General features: G+C 66.0%; 11 protein-coding genes and 1 other RNA gene. 7 read left to right on the top strand and 5 right to left on the bottom strand.

Translation table 11 applies throughout. The features are described 5' to 3' along the window. Positions 1-111 precede the first annotated feature (111 nt). Positions 112-1,935: a DNA polymerase III subunit gamma/tau gene (gene dnaX / locus AC07VY_RS04775; RefSeq protein ID WP_495096552.1), complete on the bottom strand. Its 1,824-nt coding sequence runs from the start codon at positions 1,933-1,935 to the stop codon at positions 112-114. A gap of 107 nt (positions 1,936-2,042) precedes the next feature. Between dnaX and ffs the strand changes: the two genes are divergently transcribed. From ffs to AC07VY_RS04750, 5 genes are all read left to right on the top strand, one after another. Continuing rightward, positions 2,043-2,139: signal recognition particle sRNA small type (gene ffs / locus AC07VY_RS04770), an RNA gene on the top strand. Positions 2,140-2,527: 388 nt separating this feature from the next. Further along, a complete protein-coding gene (locus tag AC07VY_RS04765) occupies positions 2,528-4,069 on the top strand; it encodes an MdtA/MuxA family multidrug efflux RND transporter periplasmic adaptor subunit (RefSeq protein WP_495096553.1) in 1,542 nt (513 codons plus the stop codon). Between the two features lie 12 nt (positions 4,070-4,081). After that, a complete protein-coding gene (locus tag AC07VY_RS04760) occupies positions 4,082-7,222 on the top strand; it encodes an MdtB/MuxB family multidrug efflux RND transporter permease subunit (protein ID WP_495096554.1) in 3,141 nt (1,046 codons plus the stop codon). Between the two features lie 106 nt (positions 7,223-7,328). Further along, positions 7,329-10,436 carry a multidrug efflux RND transporter permease subunit gene (locus tag AC07VY_RS04755; protein WP_495096555.1) on the top strand — a complete coding sequence of 1,036 codons (3,108 nt, stop codon included), beginning with the start codon at positions 7,329-7,331 and terminating at the stop codon, positions 10,434-10,436. Then, positions 10,426-11,799 (top strand): efflux transporter outer membrane subunit, encoded by a 1,374-nt coding sequence (locus AC07VY_RS04750; RefSeq protein WP_495096556.1) that lies wholly within the window; start codon positions 10,426-10,428, stop codon positions 11,797-11,799. Before AC07VY_RS04755 ends, AC07VY_RS04750 begins: the two co-directional genes overlap by 11 nt. Before the next feature lie 150 nt (positions 11,800-11,949). Here AC07VY_RS04750 and AC07VY_RS04745 read toward each other — a convergent pair whose 3' ends face one another. Then, positions 11,950-12,585, bottom strand: coding sequence for a DUF6806 family protein (locus AC07VY_RS04745; RefSeq protein ID WP_495074656.1), 636 nt, complete (start codon positions 12,583-12,585; stop codon positions 11,950-11,952). 275 nt (positions 12,586-12,860) lie between these two features. Here AC07VY_RS04745 and AC07VY_RS04740 point away from each other — a divergent pair, with 275 nt between their 5' ends. Then, entirely contained in the window at positions 12,861-13,841 is a 981-nt protein-coding gene (locus tag AC07VY_RS04740; RefSeq protein ID WP_495096557.1) for an XdhC family protein, read from the top strand. Beyond that, positions 13,834-14,370, top strand: a complete 537-nt coding sequence (locus AC07VY_RS04735) for a nucleotidyltransferase family protein (RefSeq protein ID WP_495096558.1) — start codon at positions 13,834-13,836, stop codon at positions 14,368-14,370. The genes AC07VY_RS04740 and AC07VY_RS04735 overlap by 8 nt, the downstream gene beginning before the upstream one ends. A 9-nt stretch (positions 14,371-14,379) precedes the next feature. On the opposite strand, the gene AC07VY_RS04730 is transcribed toward AC07VY_RS04735, so the two are convergent. The 3 genes from AC07VY_RS04730 to AC07VY_RS04720 all read right to left on the bottom strand — a co-directional run bounded on the left by AC07VY_RS04730 (position 14,380) and on the right by AC07VY_RS04720 (position 20,028). Then, positions 14,380-15,870, bottom strand: coding sequence for a putative bifunctional diguanylate cyclase/phosphodiesterase (locus AC07VY_RS04730; protein ID WP_495096559.1), 1,491 nt, complete (start codon positions 15,868-15,870; stop codon positions 14,380-14,382). Between the two features lie 157 nt (positions 15,871-16,027). After that, on the bottom strand, positions 16,028-19,567 hold the full coding sequence (locus AC07VY_RS04725) for a molybdopterin cofactor-binding domain-containing protein (RefSeq protein ID WP_495096560.1): 3,540 nt from the start codon (positions 19,565-19,567) through the stop codon (positions 16,028-16,030). Further along, positions 19,564-20,028, bottom strand: a complete 465-nt coding sequence (locus tag AC07VY_RS04720; RefSeq protein WP_495096561.1) for a (2Fe-2S)-binding protein — start codon at positions 20,026-20,028, stop codon at positions 19,564-19,566. Before AC07VY_RS04720 ends, AC07VY_RS04725 begins: the two co-directional genes overlap by 4 nt.

Here is a 20,028-nt window from a genome sequence, read left to right as displayed (position 1 = left end):
AACATACACCTTCCAGTAACACCGCAGAACTGGCTTTGCCAGGCTGCAGGTGTTGCCCCCTGCAAGGGGGTTGGCGAAAGATGCGCAGCACTGTAGCCTGGGGGTGAGCCATCACAGAGGTTTGAGCGTACCGGGCACAATTTTCGCGCCGTAGTCTCGCATCAGGGATTGCACCAGCGGATCACCCAGGATGATCTCTTCCGCGATGCGTTGCTTTTCTGCGGCCGCCGCCGCGTTGCGCCGGCCAGGGCTGTCCACGACCTGGCCGACCTCCACGTCCAGGCTGGCTCCGGGGTTAATGGCGTCAAGAGCAACGCGCAGACGTTCGCGGCTCATGGGCTGGTTCAGCGACTCACGCTCTATGCGTATGACCCAACGGCTGTCCGCATGGGATACCAGTTGCGATTGCAGGGCCAGCTCACGCGCCAAGCCCGTGACGGCATCGGTCGCCACCAGTTGTTGCACCGTGCTTTGCCAGAAGTCACCCTCCTCCGTATGCACAAGAGCAGTGGCGGCCCGGGCCGGGCCTGCCGACGCAGCTTGCTGCGGTGGCTCCACGGCTGCGACAGGAACGGATAGCTTGGGCGATGCTTCAGGAACGGCAATAGGCGCAGGTACGGGCGCCATCTGGATGACTGGGGCAACCGACACAGGCGGCGGAGCAGGCACCACGGGGGCTGCCACAGCTTGCGGCAACGGCACGGGTGCAGCAGGTGCCACAGGCACAGGTACAGCAGCAGGCGCTGCGGCTACTGGTGTCGGTGCTGCCTGCGCAACACGCGGCGCAGCTTCAATCAGAGTTTTTTTTTCCGCTGCGGCTTTGGACTGGCCAGGTTTGAAGGCCAGCAGGCGCAGCAGCACCATGGTCAGTGCGGCGTATTCGTCCGGAGCCAGGCCCAGCTCGGCGCGGCCATGCAGGCACATGCTGTAGAGCAGCTGGGTTTCGTCGGCCGGCATGGCTGCGGCCAGGCGGGCGGTATCGGCGGCTTCGGGGTCGGTGTCGTCTGTGACCTGGGCTTTTTCAGGCACGGCCTGGATCACGACCATGCGTTGCAGCACGCTGGTCATTTCTTCCAGCGTGGATGCCGCGCTCAGGCCATTCAGGCGCAGGGCTTCGGTCGTTTCCACCACCGTCTTGCCATCGGCCAGTGCCAGCGCTTCGATCAGTCGGAACACATAGCTGCGGTCCACGCTGCCCAGCATCTGGCGCACCGTGGCCTCTTCCAGCTGGCCACTGCCAAAGGCAATCGCCTGGTCGGTCAGCGACAAGGCATCGCGCATGGAGCCGCGCGCGGCGCGCGACAACAGGCGCAAAGCACTAGTTTCGGCCTGCACGCCTTCAGACTGTAGCACCTGGGTCAGGTGCGACAGCACGGTTTCGGGCGCCATCGGACGCAAATTGAACTGCAGACAGCGCGACAACACGGTGACGGGTACTTTTTGCGGGTCGGTGGTCGCCAGCACGAACTTCAGGTATTCGGGCGGCTCTTCCAGCGTCTTCAGCATCGCGTTGAACGCGGTGTTGGTCAGCATGTGCACTTCGTCGATCATGAAGACCTTGAAGCGGCCCTGCACCGGCTTGTACACGGCCTGCTCCAGCAGGGCCTGCACCTCGTCCACGCCTCGGTTCGATGCCGCATCCAGCTCGGTGTAATCTACAAACCGGCCAGCATCGATATCTCGGCAGGCCTGGCACACGCCACAAGGGCTGGCCGTGATGCCGCCGGTACCGTCCGGGCCTTGGCAGTTCAGCGACTTGGCCAGGATGCGCGAGACCGTGGTCTTGCCCACACCGCGGGTGCCGGTGAACAGGTAGGCATGGTGCAGCCGCTGGGTGGTCAGCGCATTGCTGAGAGCCTGCACCACGTGCTCCTGCCCCACCATTTCAGTGAAACTGCGCGGACGGTATTTGCGGGCAAGCACGAGATAAGACATGGCTGGATTCTAAGGGGCAGCGTCACCCTGTTTTGCCGCCACAGGCGGCTTAGCTTTTCATGCACCTCGCAGCAGAAAGGCTATTCCCTTGGCTTACAATACGCGTTGACGGGCCTTCCCGCATGGTAAAGCGGCCAACCGAGTCAGGTGGGGAACCAAGCAGCTCTAACTGTGGAGCCAGTGCCGGGGCTAAGGCTCGTCAACCTTCTTTTTTGAGGCAGCATCTGCATGCTGCCCCACACTTCCCCCGTTTATTCCAACGAATCCCAGCGCGCGAGGCGATCGCTTCGCCTTTAGAGGTAGTTGGTCGCCTCCAGGATGCGCCGCACCGCGGCGATGGACGACTCTGGGTCGCCCCAGCACTTCTGCCATTGGCTCGCTTTCGCGGGCCTGAATAAAACCAGCCTTCAGCGCAGATAACACCTGCACCAGCAGCTATCTATTGCATAGCACTCCGAGCGTTGCCGGCGCTGCCAAGGTAAACCGGGCGTAAAAGCTGGCGACTTCATGCGGGCTTCACATGCGGCGATACTTCTACATCGTAGTATGCGCACATTCTGCGGTTTGACCCTCTTCTTCTGCACACTGCCCCATGACCCACTCCCTCTTGACTGACAACGGCGCAACACAGCAACAGGGGCGCTCCAGCATCCGCTTTGCGGGTGTGTTGGTACTGGTGGCCGCGGCGGCGGGTGGGGGCTGGTGGTGGGGGCAGCGCAGCAACCCGGCGCTTAGCAACGCCGCCGGGCCGGCCAGTGCCGCCAGCGCGCCCGCAGGTGCTGCCAGCGGCGCCCGGCGCTTCACGGGCAACAACCGGGTACAGCCGGTGTCGGTAGCCACGGTGCGAGCCCAGGACGTGCGGGTACTGGTGCCGGCCATTGGCAGTATCAGCGCGCTGAATACGGCCGTCGTGCGGGTACAGGTGTCGGGCGTGCTGCAGTCGGTGCGCTTCCAGGAAGGCCAGATGGTCAAGGCCGGCCAGGTGCTGGCGCAGATCGACCCGCGCAGCTACCAGATCCAGCTGGCGCAGATGCAAGGCCAGCTGGTGCGCGACCAGGCCCAGCTGCGCAACGCCCAGCTCGACATGGAGCGCTACAAAGACCTGCTGGCCAAGGACTCCATTGCCAAGCAGCAGGTGGACACGCAGGACGCACTGGTGCGCCAGCTGCAGGGCACGGTGCAGACCGACCAGGCCCAGGTGGACAACGCCAAGCTGCAGCTCTCCTACACCCAGGTCACCGCGCCGATCAGCGGGCGGCTGGGCTTCCGCCAGGTGGACGTGGGCAATATGGTGCAGACCAGCGATACCAACGGCCTGGTCAGCATCACCCAGACGCAGCCGTTGAACGTGGTGTTTGCGGTGCCCGAAACCCATCTTCCCGTCATCAACCGCCGCCTGAAAACCCAGACGCCGCTGCAGGTAGAGGCCTGGGACCGCGAGCAGAAAACCCTGCTCGGCCAGGGCCAGGTCACCAGCACCGACAACGCCATCGACACCACCACCGGCACCATCAAGCTCAAGGCCGCGTTTGCGAATGCCGACGGCAAGCTGTTTCCCAACCAGTTCGTCAATGTGCGCCTGCAGCTGGACGTGCTGAGCGGCGCCATGGTGGTGCCCAGCAGCGCCATCCAGCGCGGTGCCCAGGGCACTTTTGTCTACGCCGTAAAGGACGACGGCACGGTCAACGTGCGCAAGGTACGCATGGGGACCACCGACGGCGAGGTGGTCAGCGTGCAGGGTGACGTATCGGTGGGCGACAAGGTCATCGTCGACGGCGCCGACCGCCTGCGTGACGGCGCCAAGGTGGAGGTGATTGCCGCACCTTCCGCCAACGCCAATAACGACACCGGCAGGCCGCGCCGCAAGAACGCATCAGCCCCTGCGGATGCTGCATCGTCCTCTATACAAAATACGCTTCCAGCGCAGATAAATCCTGCGCAGGCAGCTACAAAAACTGAAGCACCCGCCAGTGCAGCGTCCAGCGCGGCCAGCAGTGCAGAGCGCCCACGCTGGCTGGACCGGCTGCCGCCCGAGGAGCAGGAAAAGTTCCTGAAAATGACGCCCGAGGAACGCAAGGACTTCATCGACAAAGCCCGCGAGCGCCGCCGCCAGCGCGAATCCAGCGGCGGCTAAAGCCGGGGCACCATGAACCTGTCGCGCATCTTCATCCTGCGTCCGGTCGCTACATCGCTCTTGATGGTGGCGATCTTGATCGCCGGTCTGCTGTCCTACCGCCTGCTGCCGGTATCCGCCCTGCCCGAGGTGGACTACCCCACCATCCAGGTCACCACGCTCTACCCCGGCGCCAGCCCGGACGTGATGACATCCTCCGTCACCGCGCCGCTGGAGCGCCAGTTTGGCCAGATGCCGGGGCTGGCACAGATGTCCTCGGCCAGCTCGGGGGGGGCCTCGGTCATCACGCTGCGGTTTTCGCTGGATGTGTCGCTGGACGTGGGCGAGCAACAGGTACAGGCCGCCATCAATGCCGGCAGCAATCTGCTGCCCAGCGACCTGCCCATGCCGCCGACCTACAGCAAAGTGAACCCGGCGGATGCGCCCATTCTGACGCTGGCCATCACCTCGCCCTCGCTGCCCATCACGCGGGTCCACGACCTGGTGGAAAACCGGCTGGCGCCCAAGCTGTCGCAGGTGCCCGGCGTGGGCCTGGTGGCGCTGGCCGGTGGCGGGCGCCCCGCCGTGCGCATCCAGGCCAACCCGGGCGCGCTGGCCGCCGCCGGCCTAGCGCTGGACGATGTGCGTACCGCCATCACCAATGCCAACAACAACCAGGCCAAGGGCAGCTTTGACGGCCCGCAGCGCGCATCCACCATCGATGCCAACGACCAGCTGCGCTCCGCCGCCGAATACCAGAACCTGATACTGGCCTACAAGAACGGCTCGCCGATCCGCCTGCGCGACATCGCCAACGTGGTGGACGGCGCCGAGAACAACCGCCTGGCCGCCTGGGCCGGCGTCTGCCCGGCCGCCGCCGCGGGCCGCTGCGAGGCCTCGCAGCGCCAGTCCCTGCCCGGCATCATCCTGAACATCCAGCGCCAGCCCGGCGCCAATGTGATCGACACGGCCAACCGCATCAAGGCCCTGCTGCCCCAGCTGCAAACCACCCTGCCCGCCTCGTTGGATGTGCAGATACTGACCGACCGCACGGTGACCATACGCGCATCGGTGGAAGACACGCAGATCGAGCTGCTGCTGGCGATCGCGCTGGTGGTGGCGGTGATCTTTGTGTTCCTGCGCAGTGGCTCGGCCACGCTGATCCCCAGCCTGGCCGTGCCGCTGTCGCTGGTAGGCACCTTTGGCGTGATGCACCTGGCCGGCTTTTCCATCAACAACCTGACGCTGATGGCGCTGACCATCTCCACCGGCTTCGTGGTGGACGACGCCATCGTGATGATCGAGAACATCGCCCGCTTCGTGGAGCAAGGCGAAAAACCCATGGCCGCCGCGCTGAAGGGGGCCAAGCAGATCGGCTTCACCATCATTTCGCTGACGATCTCGCTGATCGCGGTGCTGATACCGCTGCTGTTCATGGGCGACGTGGTGGGGCGTTTGTTCCATGAATTCGCCATCACGCTGGCGGTGTCCATCCTGATCTCAGCCGTGGTGTCGCTGACCTTCACGCCCATGCTGTGCGCGCGTTTGCTGAAGCACACGCCCGAGGAAAGCCATGGCCGCATCTACCAGGCCACTGGCCAGTTTTTTGACCGGCTGATCCACGGCTACGGTCGCGCTCTGGACTGGGTGCTGGCACGCCAGGCCGCGACCTTGATTGTGTTCGTGCTGACGGCCGCTTTGACCGGCCTGCTCTACTTCGTGGTGCCCAAGGGCTTCTTCCCCCTGCAGGACACGGGCGTGATCCAGGCCATGACCGAGACGGCGCAAAGCACCTCCTTTGCCGGCATGGCGGATCGGCAGCAGGCGCTGGCGGAGGAAATATTGAAAGACCATGCGGTGCAAAGCGTCTCCTCCTTCATCGGTGTGGACGGTGCCAACACCACGCTGAACCAGGGCCGTATGCTGATCAATCTGCTGCCCAAGGCGCAGCGCGGCGAGTCGGCTGCGGCGGTGTTACAGCGCCTATCGCAAGCCAGCCGCAAGGTGGCCGGCATCGAGCTGTATCTGCAGCCGGTGCAGGACCTGACCATCGAGGACCGCATCGCCAAGACGCAGTACCAGTTCCTGATGTCTGGCCCCAACTTTGACGAGCTCAACAGCAACGCCGCCGAGCTGCTGCGCCGCCTGCGCGGCCTGCCGCAGCTGGCCGATGTGGGCAGCGACGTGCAGGACCAGGGCCTGCAGGCCTATGTAGAAATAGACCGCGCCGCCGCCAGCCAACTGGGTGTAAGCGTGGCCACCATCGACACGGCCCTGTACAACGCCTTTGGCCAGCGCCTGGTGTCCACCATCTACACCCAGTCCAACCAGTACCGCGTGGTGCTGGAGGTGCCACCGCACGACAAGCTGGGGCCGCAGGCCCTGGCCGGCCTGTATGTGCCGGGCGCAACCGCCGGCGTGCAGGTACCCCTGTCTGCCGTGGCGCGGGTGATTGAAAGGCCGGCTGCGCTGGCGGTGAACCATGCCAGCCAGTTCCCTTCGGCCACGCTGTCCTTCAATGCCGCGCCGGGCCATTCGCTGGGTGAGGCTGTCAGCGCCATCCAGGCCGAGCTGACCACGCTGCAACTGCCGGCCAGCATAGAAACCAGCTTCCAGGGTGCGGCGCTGGCCTTCCAGGCATCACTAAACAACACGCTGCTGCTGATACTGGCGGCCATCGTCACCATGTACATCGTGCTGGGTGTGCTGTACGAGAGCTTCATCCACCCGGTGACGATTCTGTCCACCCTACCCTCGGCCGCGCTGGGCGCGCTGCTGGCGCTGCTGCTGTTCGGGCTGGACCTGGACATCATCGCCATCATCGGCATCGTGCTGCTGATCGGCATCGTGAAGAAGAACGCCATCATGATGATCGACTTCGCGCTGGACGCCGAGCGCGAACAGGGCCTGAGCCCACGCGCCGCCATCCACCAGGCCTGCCTGCTGCGCTTCCGCCCGATTCTGATGACCACGCTGGCGGCCCTGCTGGGCGCCCTGCCGCTGATGCTGGGCACCGGCGTGGGCAGCGAGCTGCGCCACCCGCTGGGCGTGACCATGGTGGGCGGCTTGATCGTCAGCCAGCTGCTGACGCTGTTCACCACGCCGGTGATCTACCTGGGCTTTACCGGCCTGGCGCAGCGCTGGCGCGCCTGGCGAGGCACCGGGGTGGCGTGATGCAGGCCATGCCACACGCACCCACTTGCTATGGAATAAATAGCTGCCTGCGCAGGTACTACCTGCGCCAGAGGCCTATTTCTTGTAAATTTCGAGGGGTGCAGGCATGAACTTCTCGGCCCCTTTCATCCAGCGCCCCATCGCCACCATCTTGCTGACGCTGGGTATTGCCATTGCCGGCATCCTCAGCTTCTTTCTGCTGCCGGTGGCGCCGCTGCCGCAGGTGGACTTTCCGACCATTTCGGTATCGGCATCCCTGCCCGGCGCCAGCCCGGAGACCATGGCCGCCACCGTGGCCACGCCGCTGGAACGGGCGCTGGGCGCCATTGCCGGGGTGACGGAAATAACGTCCAGCTCGTCGCTGGGCAGCACCCGCGTCACCCTGCAGTTTGACCTGGACCGCGACATCAACGGCGCCGCGCGTGATGTGCAGGCGGGCATCAATGCATCCCGCAGCCTGCTGCCCACGGGCATGCCCAGCAACCCGTCCTACCGCAAGGTGAACCCGGCGGATGCGCCGGTGATGATCTTGTCACTGACCTCGGCCACGCTGACGCGCGGCCAGATGTTTGACGCGGCCTCCACCGTGCTGGCCCAGCGCCTGGCCCAGGTGGAGGGCATAGGCCAGGTGGACGTGGGTGGCGGCGCCCTGCCGGCCGTGCGCATCCGGCTGGACCCGAACCGCCTGTCGGCCAATGGCATTGCGCTGGACGACATCCGCGTGGCCGTGACCGCCACCAACGCCAACCGCCCCAAGGGCCTGCTGGACGATGGCCAGCGCAGCTGGCAGATCACCGCCAACGACCAGGCCCGCACCGCCGCCGACTACGCGCCACTCATCGTCAGCTACAAAAACGGTAGCGCCGTGCACTTGTCGGATGTGGCGGAGGTGACAGATTCAGTGCAAGACGTGCGCAACTACGGCGTGGCCAACGGCAAGCCCGCCATCCTGCTGCTGCTGTACAAGCAGCCCGGCGCCAACATCATCGACGCGGTGGACAAGGTGCGCGCCCTGTTGCCGCATCTGCAAAGCACCATCCCCGCCGCCATCGACCTGGATGTGGTGTCCGACCGCACGCCCACCATCCGCGCATCCCTGCGCGAGGTGGAGCATGCGCTGGTGATCTCGGTGGCGCTGGTGGTGATGGTGGTGTTCCTATTCCTGCGCAACGTGCGTGCGGCCCTGGTGCCCAGCGTGGCGGTGCCGGTGTCCCTGGCAGGTACGTTCGCGGTGATGTACTTGTGCGGCTACACACTGGACAACCTGTCGCTGATGGCGCTGACCGTGGCCACCGGCTTTGTGGTGGACGACGCCATCGTGGTGCTGGAGAACATCACCCGCCACATGGAGCACGGCAAGACGCCGCGCCAGGCGGCGCTGGAGGGTGCGCGCGAGATCGGCTTTACCGTGGTGTCCATCAGCCTGTCGCTGATTGCGGTGTTCATCCCGATTCTGCTGATGGGCGGCGTAGTCGGGCGACTGTTCCGCGAATTCGCCGTGGTCTTATCGGCGTCTATCCTGGTGTCCATGGTGGTGTCGCTGACCACCACGCCCATGATGTGCGCGGCGCTGCTACGGCCGCAGGTGAAGAATGCCAACCCGTCCCGCCTCACGCGTTGGCTGGGCGCGGCCCAGGCTCGCTTGCTGCGCGGCTACCGCCATTCCCTGGCCTGGGCGCTGCGCCACCAACCGCTGACCCTGCTGGCCCTGGTAGCGGTGGTGGCACTGAATGTGCACCTGTACGGCAGCATTGAAAAAGGCTTCTTCCCCACCCAGGACACGGGCCGCGTGAACGGCTTCATCCGCGCCGACCAGTCCACCTCGTTCCAGGCCATGCGCCAACGGCTGGAGCGCTTTCTGGCCATCGTGCAGGCCGACCCGGCAGTACAGAACGTGACGGGCTTCACCGGCGGCAGCCAGCGCAATACGGCGCAGATGTTCATGGCGCTGAAGCCGCGCTCCGAGCGCAAGGAGTCTGCCGACGAGGTGATTGACCGGCTGCGCAACAAGCTGGCCAAGGAGCCCGGCGCGCGCCTGTTCATGTCGCAGCAGCAGGACATCCGCGTGGGCGGGCGCCAGTCCAACTCCAGCTACCAGTACACCCTGCAGTCCGACGACCTGGAAGACCTGCGCGCCTGGGAGCCACGCATACGCGGTGCCCTGACACGCCTGCCCGAACTGGAGGACGTGAACTCCGACCAGCAGGACAGCGGCATACAAACCTCGGTGGTCTATGACCGCGACGCCATCGCCCGCCTGGGCCTGACCGTGCGCGGCATAGACACCACGCTGAACGACGCCTTTGGCCAACGCCAGGTGGGCGTGATCTACAACCCACTGAACCAGTACCGGGTGGTGATGGAGCTGCAGGACAAATACCTGCAAGGGCCAGAGTCGCTGGCCAATGTGAATCTGATCTCCGCCACGGGCCAGGCGGTGCCGCTGCCCAGCGTATCGCGCACCCAGCTAGGCTTGGCGCCGCTGTCCATCAACCACCAGAGCGGCACGCCGGCCACCACCATAAGCTTTGACCTGCCGCTGGGCGGTAGCCTGTCCAGCGCCACGGACGCCATCACCAATGCGATTGCCGAGCTGGGCGTGCCGGTGTCCATACGCGGCTCTTTCGAGGGCACGGCCAAGAGCTTCAAGGACGGGCTGAGCACCCAGCCCATGCTGATACTGGCGGCCCTGGTCACCATCTACCTGGTGCTGGGCATTCTGTACGAGAGCCTGGTGCATCCCATCACCATCCTGTCCACCCTGCCCTCGGCCGGTGTGGGCGCGCTGATCGCCCTGCAGCTGTTCAACACCGAGTTCTCGCTGATCGCCATGATCGGCGTCATCCTGCTGATCGGCATCGTGAAGAAGAACGCCATCATGATGATCGACTTTGCGATTGCGGCGCAGCGCCGCTCCAACATCAGCGCCGCCCAGGCCATCTATCAGGCGGCCCAGCTGCGTCTGCGCCCCATCCTGATGACCAGCGCCGCCGCCCTGCTGGGCGCGGTGCCGCTGGCGCTGGGCCGGGGTGATGGTGCTGAGCTGCGCCAGCCCCTGGGCATTGCCGTGGTGGGCGGGCTGATACTGAGCCAGCTGCTGACGCTGTACACCACACCCGTGGTGTACGTGGCCATAGACCGGCTGCGCACCCGCTTCCAAGGCCGGCGCAAGCCCTCTTTTGTTTCTGTTCGGAGTGCCAGCGATGCTGCCTAGAGTTCTTTACCCGCTGACGACCCTGGCCGTAGCCCTGCTGGCCGCCTGCAGCAGCACACCGCCCTACCGGGCCCCTGCCACCGCCGTACCCGCGGCATTCAAGGAAAACAGCAACTGGCAAAGCGCCAACCCGCAGGCGGCAGCGGTGCCCGACGCCTGGTGGCAGCTGTACAACGACCCCGTACTCAACGACCTGCAAACCCGGGTAGAAGCAAACCAGAACATTCTGGCCAGCGCCGCCCAGGTGCGGGTGGCCTTGGCCGCCGTGGGCAGCAGCCGCGCGGCGCTAAGTCCCACGCTGGGCGCCGGTCTGACGGCCAGCCGCAGCGCCAGCCCGGGTACATCCGCGAACAACAGCATCACCTTGTCAGGCAGCGCCAGCTGGGAGCTGGATCTGTGGGGGCGCCTGTCGGGTGCGGTCAGCGCCGACCAGGCCCGGCTGCAGGCCAGCCAGGACGACCTCGCGGCAGCACGCCTGTCACTGCACGCCACCGTAACCCAAACCTACTTTTCGCTGCGAGCAGCGGAAACCCAATCGGCCTTGCTGGGCAGCACGCTGCAGGCCTACCAGCGCTCACTGGACCTGACACGCAACCGCTACCGCAGCGGCGTTGCTGCGGCATCCGATGTGGCGCAAGCCGAAAACCAGCTCAAGACCACGGCCGCCCAGCTAGTGGAGTCCGACAGCAACCGCTCCCAGCTGGAGCACGCGCTGGCGGTGGCGCTGGGCCAGGCGCCTGCCGACTTCCAGCTGGCGCGCACCGCCACCCTGCCGCAGACCCCGGCCGTGCCCGCGCTGCTGCCATCCAAGTTGCTGGAGCGCCGGCCGGACATTGCCGCAGCTGAACGCCGAGTGGCCGCCGCCTACGCGCAAATTGGCGTGGAGCAAGCCGCGTTCTTCCCGGCACTAACCCTGTCAGCCAGCGCGGGCTACCGCGGCAGCAGCCTGGCGAATTTGATCAGTGCGCCGAACTTGCTGTGGTCGCTCGGGCCCTCGCTGGCCCTGGCGGCGTTCGATGGCGGCTTGCGGCAGTCGAATGTGGATTCGGCCCGCGCCAGCACCGATGCGGCCACGGCCAACTACCGCCAGACGGTGCTGACGGCTTTGCAAGAGGTGGAAGACAACCTGGTCATCGCCGCCAGCCTGCAACAAGAGGCCGCACTCCAGACCGAGGCCGTGGCTGCCGCGCAGCGTGCGCTGGACATCGTGAACAACCAGTACCAAAGCGGTACGGTGAGCTATCTGGAAGTGGTGACGGCCCAGGCCAGCGTACTGTCGGGCCAGCGCAGCCTGCTGGATGTGCAAAACCGCCTGTTGGCGGCCAGCAACCAGCTGCTAAAAAACATCGCCGGGCGCTGGTAACTGTTGCTCACCCCCAGGCTACAGTGCTACGCACTTTTCGCCAACCCCCCTCACATCGGTTTGAAAAACGGATGTGACACGCAGGGGGCGATACCAGTGGTCCGGCAAAGCCGGTCCCACGGTATCCCTGGAGTTAAAACCGCGATGGCGTTAATGAAGGTGGCGCGGACGGCGACCGCCGCCGCCGTGGCCACCGGTGCCGCCAGAGCCGCCGGGGCCGCGTGGCGGTTTGCCTAGCTCCAGCGAATTCACCAGGGCATCAAAGCGCCGGGTGAAGAGCTGGTCGATCTCGTTCACCACGCCGTTGAGTTCGGATGCGTCAAAGTGGCGCTCCATCATGTTGACCACGTCCTGCACCAGCAGGTCACGCTGCACCTGCATGATGGCGGCCGGTGTGGGGCCAACAAACAGCATCATGAAGTCGTCGCGGGAATCGTCGGTGGCTTCCTGGTCGTCCTCATCGAAATCGGTGTCATAAAACGTGACTTCGATGGAGGCGCCGCCGTCGGCCAGCTCGTTCAGGCTCATGCACATTTCGTCCAAAGCCTGCTTGAAATCTTCATCGCCCGGCACGGTCCAGCACATTTGCAACATGTGCTCCACGGCATCGAACTGGATGCCGGGCTCTTCCTCGTAAGCGCTGCCCGCCGCATCGGCCAGGGACTTGGCGCCGGCGTATTTCCACAGCGGCTTGAGCGCATCCTGAACTTGTTGGAACGTCACGTCAGTACGCAAAGGCACCTGGCCATGCACGTGGATTTCGAAGGGGGCGTTGTAACGAGGCATAAGGAGATATTAGGCGCTTTTCAGATGGTTGGGAACCAGCGCGCTTTTTTAGAGAGGGTGGTCGGACCGTAATCAAAAAAGCTTTTGAAAACCGCATGGATGCTGGTTTTCGGAAAAGACTTTCGAGAAACTGCCGTCAAAATGAAAGACGTTCCGATTTGTTGTGGATTTAATACAGTCCAAGATTTTACTTGCCGCCGCATATGCATATGCACCAACCGCGCTGGAAAGCAGAACAAGCACGCCCAAGTTCCAACGCACGTTACGATGAACGGATGGAAAGTCTCGATCTACGCGTATTGGCCGATGCCCTGGCCTGGTTGCAAGCCGGCCACAGCGCCACCCTGTTCACCGTGGTGGAAACCTGGGGCAGCGCCCCACGCCCGCCTGGCGCACTGCTGGCGCTGCGCGACGACGGTCTGGTCAGTGGTTCGGTGTCGGGAGGCTGTATCGAGGACGATCTACACACCCGCGCTCGGCCCACACAAGGCCGCCCCACCCTGTTGAGCTACGGCGTGACGCAAGACGAAGCCGCCCGCTTCGGCCTACCCTGCGGCGGCAGCCTGCGCCTGGTGCAGGAACCACTACATGACACAGACTGGATCGCCGAGCTGCTGCAGCGCACCGCCGACCACCAACTGGTGGCCCGCAGCCTGGACCTGGCCAGCGGCGCGGTACAGCTGCGCAACGCCCGCCGCGACCAGGCCATGGCCTTCGACGGCCAGACGCTGACCACCTTGTTCGGCCCGCGCTGGCGCCTGCTGCTGATAGGCGCCGGCCAGTTGTCGCAAGCCGTGGCCAGCATGGCCACCGCACTGGACTTCGAGGTGCTGGTGTGCGACCCGCGCGAGGAATATGCCCAGGCCCTGCCGGCCAACGTGCGGCGCCTGGACGGCATGCCCGACGATGTGGTGCGCGCGCTGCAGCCCGATGCCCACACGGCCATCGTTGCCCTGACGCACGACCCCAAGCTCGACGACATGGCGCTGATGGAGGCGCTGACCTCCGATGCGTTCTACGTGGGCGCCCTAGGCTCGCAACGCAACCAGACCAAGCGCAAGCAGCGCCTGGCCGAACACTTCGACCTGAACGATGTCCAGTTGGAGCGACTGCACGGCCCGGTAGGCCTGCGCATAAGTGCGCGCACGCCGGCGGAAATTGCGGTATCCATCCTGGCCGAAATCATCCAGGTCAAGAACACTGCCACCCACCCCGCCGACGCCCTCAAGGCACGCGCCTGCAGCGTCCATGCCTGAAACCCTACCCGTCGTGCTGGTGCTGGCCTCCGGCCGCGGCGAGCGCTTTCTGGCGTCCGGCGGCACGGTACACAAACTGCAGGCCGATCTGCATGGCTTGACTGTGCTGCAGCGCACCCTGGCCGCCGTGCGCACCAGCGGCCTGCGCTGGCACCTGGAGGATGCCGGCCACCCCGGCATGGGTGACAGCATCGCCGCCGCCGTGCGCGCCACGCGCGATGCACCAGGCTGGCTGATCCTGCCCGGTGACCTGCCGCTGGTGCAAGCGGCGACGCTGCGACAGATCGCCACCGCTGCCATGCCGACCGACATGCTGGTGCCGGTATTCGAAGACCAGCGCGGGCACCCGGTGCGCTTCTCGGCCGCCTGTGGCGAGGCGCTGGAAAACCTCAAAGGAAATCGCGGTGCAGCGCAGATACTACCTGCGCAAGCAGCTACAAAATTAATAGTATTTGATGCCGGCTGCGTGCTGGATGTAGACACCGTGCAGGACCTGGATCGGGCACGGGCGCATTGGCAAAACCGTTAGAACCTGCCCTTAAGACGCGAACGGATCGCCCTCAAAATACAGCGATGGCCGGAACAAGGCCTCGGCCTTGTCATGCTCCCGGGCCGCCCACACACCCAGTTCCTTGGCGCGCATGGGCTTGGCGAACAGATAGCCCTGTAGCTCGTCGCAGCCCATCTGCACCAGCAGATCACGCTGGCTCTGGGTCTCGACACCCTCGGCCACGACCCGCATGTCCAGTGCGTGCGCCATGCGCACCACCGAGTTGGCAATGAACTGGGCGTGTTCACTGGTTTCCAGGTCGATGACGAAGGCGCGGTCGATCTTCAACTCGGCCGCCGGCAGTTTGCGCAGTGTGGCCAGGCTGGAATGGCCGGTGCCGAAGTCGTCAATCGACACGTGCACGCCCATCGCCCGCAGCTTCTCAAAAGTCTGCATGGTGGCGGCGGTGTTTTCCAGCGCCACGGACTCGGTGATCTCGCAGGTAAAACGGGCTGCCGGCGTACCGGTCTGCACCAGCACACTGTGCAGATGCTCGGCGAAGTCATCGCGGCGCAGCTGCTGGCCCGAAATGTTGACGGCGATGCGCATGCTCAGGCCCTGCTCGCGCCAGGTTTGCGCCTGCTGGCAGGCCTGCTCTATGACCCAGCGGCCGATGGACTGCATCATGCCGTAGCGCTCGGCCAGGGGAATGAATTTGTCCGGCCCGACCAAGCCGCGCTTGGGGTGGCGCCAGCGTATCAAGGCCTCGGCTGAAGTGACCTGCAGGCTGCGGGCGTCAATCTTCGGCTGGTAGTACAGCTGAAATTCCTGCCGCTCCAGCGCACCACGCAGGTCATGCATCAGCGAAGCGCTGTCCCGCCGTGCCTGGGCCAGCAGCGGGTCGTATTCGGCAAAGCCATCGCCGCCGGCCAGCTTGACCGACCGCATCGCCATCGCAGCCCGCTCCACCAGGTTGCGCCGCTCGGCATGCTCTGGGTAAACCGCCAGGCCGATGGAGCAGGTCAATGTCAAAGACTGGGATTTGGCCTTGGACTGCACCACAATCGGCGCCGCGCAGGCCGCGGACACCAGCGCAGCCGCCTGCCGCCCGGCCTCCAACCCACCACGGACGATGACTGCAAACTCATTGCCCACCATGCGCGCCGCAATGGTCCCACTGCCCAGGCGCGTCTGGATGCGCTTGGCCAGTTCCTGCAGCACCTGGTCGCCAGCCTGCTTGCCAAAGGCCTCGTTGGCCGAACGGAAATGGTCCACATCGACGTACAGCACGCACACCGCGTGGCCCTCAAAATCGCCATGCAGCACGGCATGGTCCAGCTCGCGTTCGAACTGCCGTGGCGTCAGCAAGCCGGTCAGACCGTCGCGGGCGTAAGCCTGGGCCAGCTCGCGCGACACCTCGGCCAGCCGGGCCGCCGTGCGCTGCCAGCGCCATAGCAAATACACCGCAAGGACCGCCAGCCCCGCTGCCAGAAACAGCAACAACCAGGGCGCAAGCGGGCTGGAGCGAATGAATTCCATGGACTGTGTTGAAGTGGCAGGTAAGCGTTATGGAGGAAAAAAACGGATTGCCATGCACGCATGCAGCAGTCCAGCGCGAAGTATGCCTGCGCCGATGCTTTTGAAGTTGGCAATTTGCGCGGTAAAGACTTGGCTTTATGTAGCGCACAACACCACACTAGGGCTGCAGTCCCCGTACCCGCGCCACCGCCGCCGGCAAATCCCCCCACGCCGGCTTGCCTGGCGCAAAGCGCTGCCGCATATAGCCGGCCAGCTCGGCCACCTGGGTGTCCGACAGGCTGTGGCGGAAGGCGGGCATAAAGCCTACTTCGCGGCCCGCGGGCTCTTGCACGCCATTAAGGATCGTCTGCAGCAGGTTGTCAGGCCGGTCGCTGTGCAGGTTACTGTTCAGTGCCAGCGGCACGTTGACGCCCAGCAGGCGCGGGCCGTCGCCATCGTGGTGGCAGGCGGCACAGGCGCCGTTAAACAGGCGCTGGGCCGCACCAGGCAACGGGGCTGCCAGGGCGGCTTGCTGGACGACGACCTGGGAATTCGTCTTGGGCGCGGTGTCGGTCTGGAGGCTGACCAGGTAGCGGGCCATGGCGCGGATGTCGGCGTCGGGCAGGCCCGCCAGCTCGCGCACCACCGGGGCCATGGGGCCGGTGGCGGTGCCGTGCTCGGGGGCGTGGCCGTGGCGCAGGTACTTGTAGAGCGCGTCGGCATTCCAGGGCACAGGGGCTTTGGACAAGGCGGTCAGGGCCGGGGCTTCCCAGCCGTCGACCAGGGCGCCGGCCAGAAAGCTGCTGCCGCCTTTTTCGGCACCGAGCGCGTTGCGCGGCGTGTGGCAGGCGCCGCAGTGGCCCAGGCCGTTGACCAGGTAGGCGCCGCGGTTCCATTCGGCGCTCTGCTGGGCTTGCGGCTGGTAGGGCGTGGCGTCGTGGAACAGCGCGTTCCAGCCGGCCATCAGCGGACGGATATTGAACGGGAAGCGCATCTGCGCGGGCGGCGTGGCGGCCTGGACCGCCGGCTGGGCCATCAGGTAGGCGTAGAGCGCGGTCAGGTCGGCGTCGCTGGTCTTGGCGAAGGCGGTGAACGGGAAGGCCGGGTACAGCTGGCGGCCGTCGCGGCTAATGCCCTCGCGCATCGCGCGCTGGAAGGCCGGGTACGACCACTGGCCGATGCCGGTCTCCAGATCGGGCGTGAGGTTGGTGCTGTAGACCGTGCCAAACGGCGTGTGCATGGCCAGGCCGCCAGCATTGGGCTGGCCGCCGGGCGCGGTGTGGCAGCCCACGCAATTGCCCATGGCGGCCAGCTGGCGGCCGCGCTCTATGGTGGCTGCGGTGTAGGCCGACGGGCCGGCCTGCACGCTGGGCGCGATAGCGGCGCGGCCGCCGAACAGTGCCGCGCCCAGGCCGACCACGCCAGCCAGCAGCGCGCCGGCGCTGGCCCACAGCGTGCGGCGGGCCGGCCAGGGCAGTCGCGCCAGTTGCGCGGCATTTACTCCTGAATTGATAGCTGCTTGCGCAGGTGCTTCCTGCGGCAGAGGCATATTCAATGCCGAACGCACGACTTCGGAGGTGAACGGCGGCTCGCGGAAGCGTACGCCGGTGGCGTCGAAGATGGCGTTCGCAATCGCCGCCGTGCCGGGCACCGACGAGGATTCGCCCGCGCCCAGCGCCGGCTCGCCGGGGCGCGGCATGTGCATGACCTCGATGACCGGCACTTCACGGAAGTTCAGGATCGGGTAGCTGCCCCATTCCTGGCTGGCCACGGTGTTGCTGCCGGGAGTGAACTGCACCTTCTCCTTCAGCGCGCGGCTGGTGGTTTGCAGCACGTTGCCGTGGATCTGCTGCTCGACGCCGGCGGGGTTCACCAGCAGGCCGGCGTCGTGCCCGACCACCACGCGGCGCACATGCACCTCGCCAGTGGCACGGTTCACGTCCACATCAGCCACCCAGGCGGCCCAGGCCGAGCCGTAGCCCGGCCATTTGCTGTGGTTGTAGCGGGCATAGGCAAAGCCCTGGCCGGTGACCCAATCTCCGCTGGCTGCTTGCTGCTGCGGCTGGGTGTGCGGCTTCCAGCCGGCCTTGTCGGCGGTGGCGCGCACCAGCTCGGCGGCGCGCGGGTCGTGCAGATAGCGCAGCCGGTAGTCCACCGGGTCTACGCCGGCGGCCGTGGCCAGTTCGTCGATGTAGGACTCGTGGGCAAAGGAGTTCGGCAGGGCCGACACGCCGCGCAGCCAGGAGGCACGCACGATGGGCGGCATGTCGTGCACGCTGACCCGCAGGTTGTCGTAGCTGTAGGGCGGCCGCGCGGTGCGGTCGCCCATCTCGAAAGCCTGGGCTACCGGCTCGATGCTGCGCGTCAGCAGCAGGGCCAGGGTCGGTGCGCCGTTCGACGGATAGGAGGTCTGGAAGTCGTAGGCCGCCGGCGAGCCGTCGGCGTTCAGGCCGCCCTGCACTTCCATCAGCTGGGCTGCGCCCTTGGGCTCCCACAGGTGTTCTTGCTCGCGCGTCAGTTGCACGCGCACCGGGGCGCCTACCGCGCGCGACAGCAGGGCCGCGTCGGCGGCCACGTCGTCGGCGCCATTGCGGCCGTAGCAGCCGGCGGCCTCCATGCGGATGACCTTGATGGCCACGTCAGGCAGGCCCACCAGGCGCGACAGATCGAAGCGCAGCACGTGCGGGTTCTGCGTACCAGCCCAGACCGTGAGCTGCCCGGGTTGCCAATCGGCCACCGCACACGACGGGCCGATGGACGCATGCATCTGGTAGGGCCAGACGTAGGTGCGCGGCATGGTCTCGGCGGCTGCCGCCAGCGCAGCGTCCACATCGCCTTCGTCGACCAGCTGGCGGGTGCTGCGCGGGTTGTTGCGGATGGCCTGCTGCACGTCGCGCATGTCCGGCATGCCGGGCCAGGGCTTCCACAGCACGCGCAGTTCGCGCAAGGCCTGCTCGGCCTGTTCTTCGCGCTCGGCGACGATGCCGACAAAGTCGCGCAGCACGACCACGGCGCGGATGCCGGGGATGTGGGCGATGCTGGACTCGTCCACAGCCTGCAGCGTGTTGCCGATGAAGTCGCCATGGTCGGCCCCCGCATACGGCGGGCGCACCACGCGGCCGTGCAGCATGCCGGGCACGCGCATGTCGTGCACAAACACCAACTCGCCGGTGAGCTTGTCCAACATCTCTACACGCGGGATCGACTGGCCGACGGTGCGGTAATCCTTGGGGTCTTTGACCGGCGTCTGCAGGTCCAGCAGCAGCTGCACATGCTGGCCGGCCAGCGCTGCCGCGATGCTGGGCGCGCCGCGTTGGGTCAGCCAGGCCTTGGCCTGGGCAGCCGCGCGGCGCAAGGGCTCGGCGTGGATCTGCAGCGAGGCACTGGCGATGGTCGCACCCTGGTTGGGCGCCCGCGCGGTATCGCCCAGCACCATGTGGATGCGCTCCATGGGCAGGTCCAGCTCTTCGGCCACCACCTGGGTCAACGCAGTGCGCAGGCCGGTGCCCAGGTCTACATGGCCGTTGAGCGCGGTGACGCTACCGTCGTCCCAGACGGCCAGCAGAATCTCCACTCCTTCGGCCGGGTTGGCGGACACGGCGGCCGGCTGGCCTGGCACGGGCGGCGGTGGGGCTGGCGGCTGCCGCACCACCAGCAGCACGCCACTCGCCGCATGGAAGTCGGCGCGGCTCAGCGCATCCTGGGCCCGCATGCTCATGCGGATTCCGCCAGCAAGACTGCAGCGCGCTGCACGGCCCGCAGTATCTCTACATGCGTGCCGCAGCGACACAGGTTGTGGGACAGCTGGGCGCGAATCTGGGCCTCGGTGGGCTGCGGATTGTGCTGCAGAAGCGACACAGCCATCATCACCATGCCGTTCAGGCAGTAGCCACACTGGGCGGCCTGGGTGTCCAGAAATGCCTGCTGCACCGGGTGCAAGGCTGCCCCTGAACGCAGACCCTCCAGGGTGGTGATGTCGCGCCCGGCCACGCCCTGCGCGGGGACCACGCAGGCGCGTGCCGCCAGGCCATCGACCAGCACCGTGCAGGCCCCACACTCGCCCAGACCGCAGCCGTACTTGGGGCTGTTCAGGCCCAGGTCGTTGCGCAGCAGGTGCAACAGGGTGGCGCCGCCGGTGGGCAGTGCATGGGGGTGGCCGTTGACGTGCAGCGTGGGCAC

This window comes from Rhodoferax sp. GW821-FHT02C08, assembly GCF_059421805.1.
Note: the sequence above shows the minus strand (reverse complement) of the source record. Positions and strands in the feature narration are given on the sequence as shown.

Excerpts from the sequence above, each read along its gene's own strand:
- AC07VY_RS04725 (WP_495096560.1), bottom strand. The coding sequence starts at position 19,567 with ATGAGCATGCGGGCCCAGGATGCGCTGAGCCGCGCCGACTTCCATGCG.
- dnaX (WP_495096552.1), bottom strand. The coding sequence starts at position 1,935 with ATGTCTTATCTCGTGCTTGCCCGCAAATACCGTCCGCGCAGTTTCACT.
- AC07VY_RS04750 (WP_495096556.1), top strand. The coding sequence starts at position 10,426 with ATGCTGCCTAGAGTTCTTTACCCGCTGACGACCCTGGCCGTAGCCCTG.
- AC07VY_RS04760 (WP_495096554.1), top strand. The coding sequence starts at position 4,082 with ATGAACCTGTCGCGCATCTTCATCCTGCGTCCGGTCGCTACATCGCTC.
- AC07VY_RS04730 (WP_495096559.1), bottom strand. The coding sequence starts at position 15,870 with ATGGAATTCATTCGCTCCAGCCCGCTTGCGCCCTGGTTGTTGCTGTTT.
- AC07VY_RS04755 (WP_495096555.1), top strand. The coding sequence starts at position 7,329 with ATGAACTTCTCGGCCCCTTTCATCCAGCGCCCCATCGCCACCATCTTG.
- AC07VY_RS04765 (WP_495096553.1), top strand. The coding sequence starts at position 2,528 with ATGACCCACTCCCTCTTGACTGACAACGGCGCAACACAGCAACAGGGG.
- AC07VY_RS04740 (WP_495096557.1), top strand. The coding sequence starts at position 12,861 with ATGGAAAGTCTCGATCTACGCGTATTGGCCGATGCCCTGGCCTGGTTG.
- AC07VY_RS04735 (WP_495096558.1), top strand. The coding sequence starts at position 13,834 with ATGCCTGAAACCCTACCCGTCGTGCTGGTGCTGGCCTCCGGCCGCGGC.
- AC07VY_RS04745 (WP_495074656.1), bottom strand. The coding sequence starts at position 12,585 with ATGCCTCGTTACAACGCCCCCTTCGAAATCCACGTGCATGGCCAGGTG.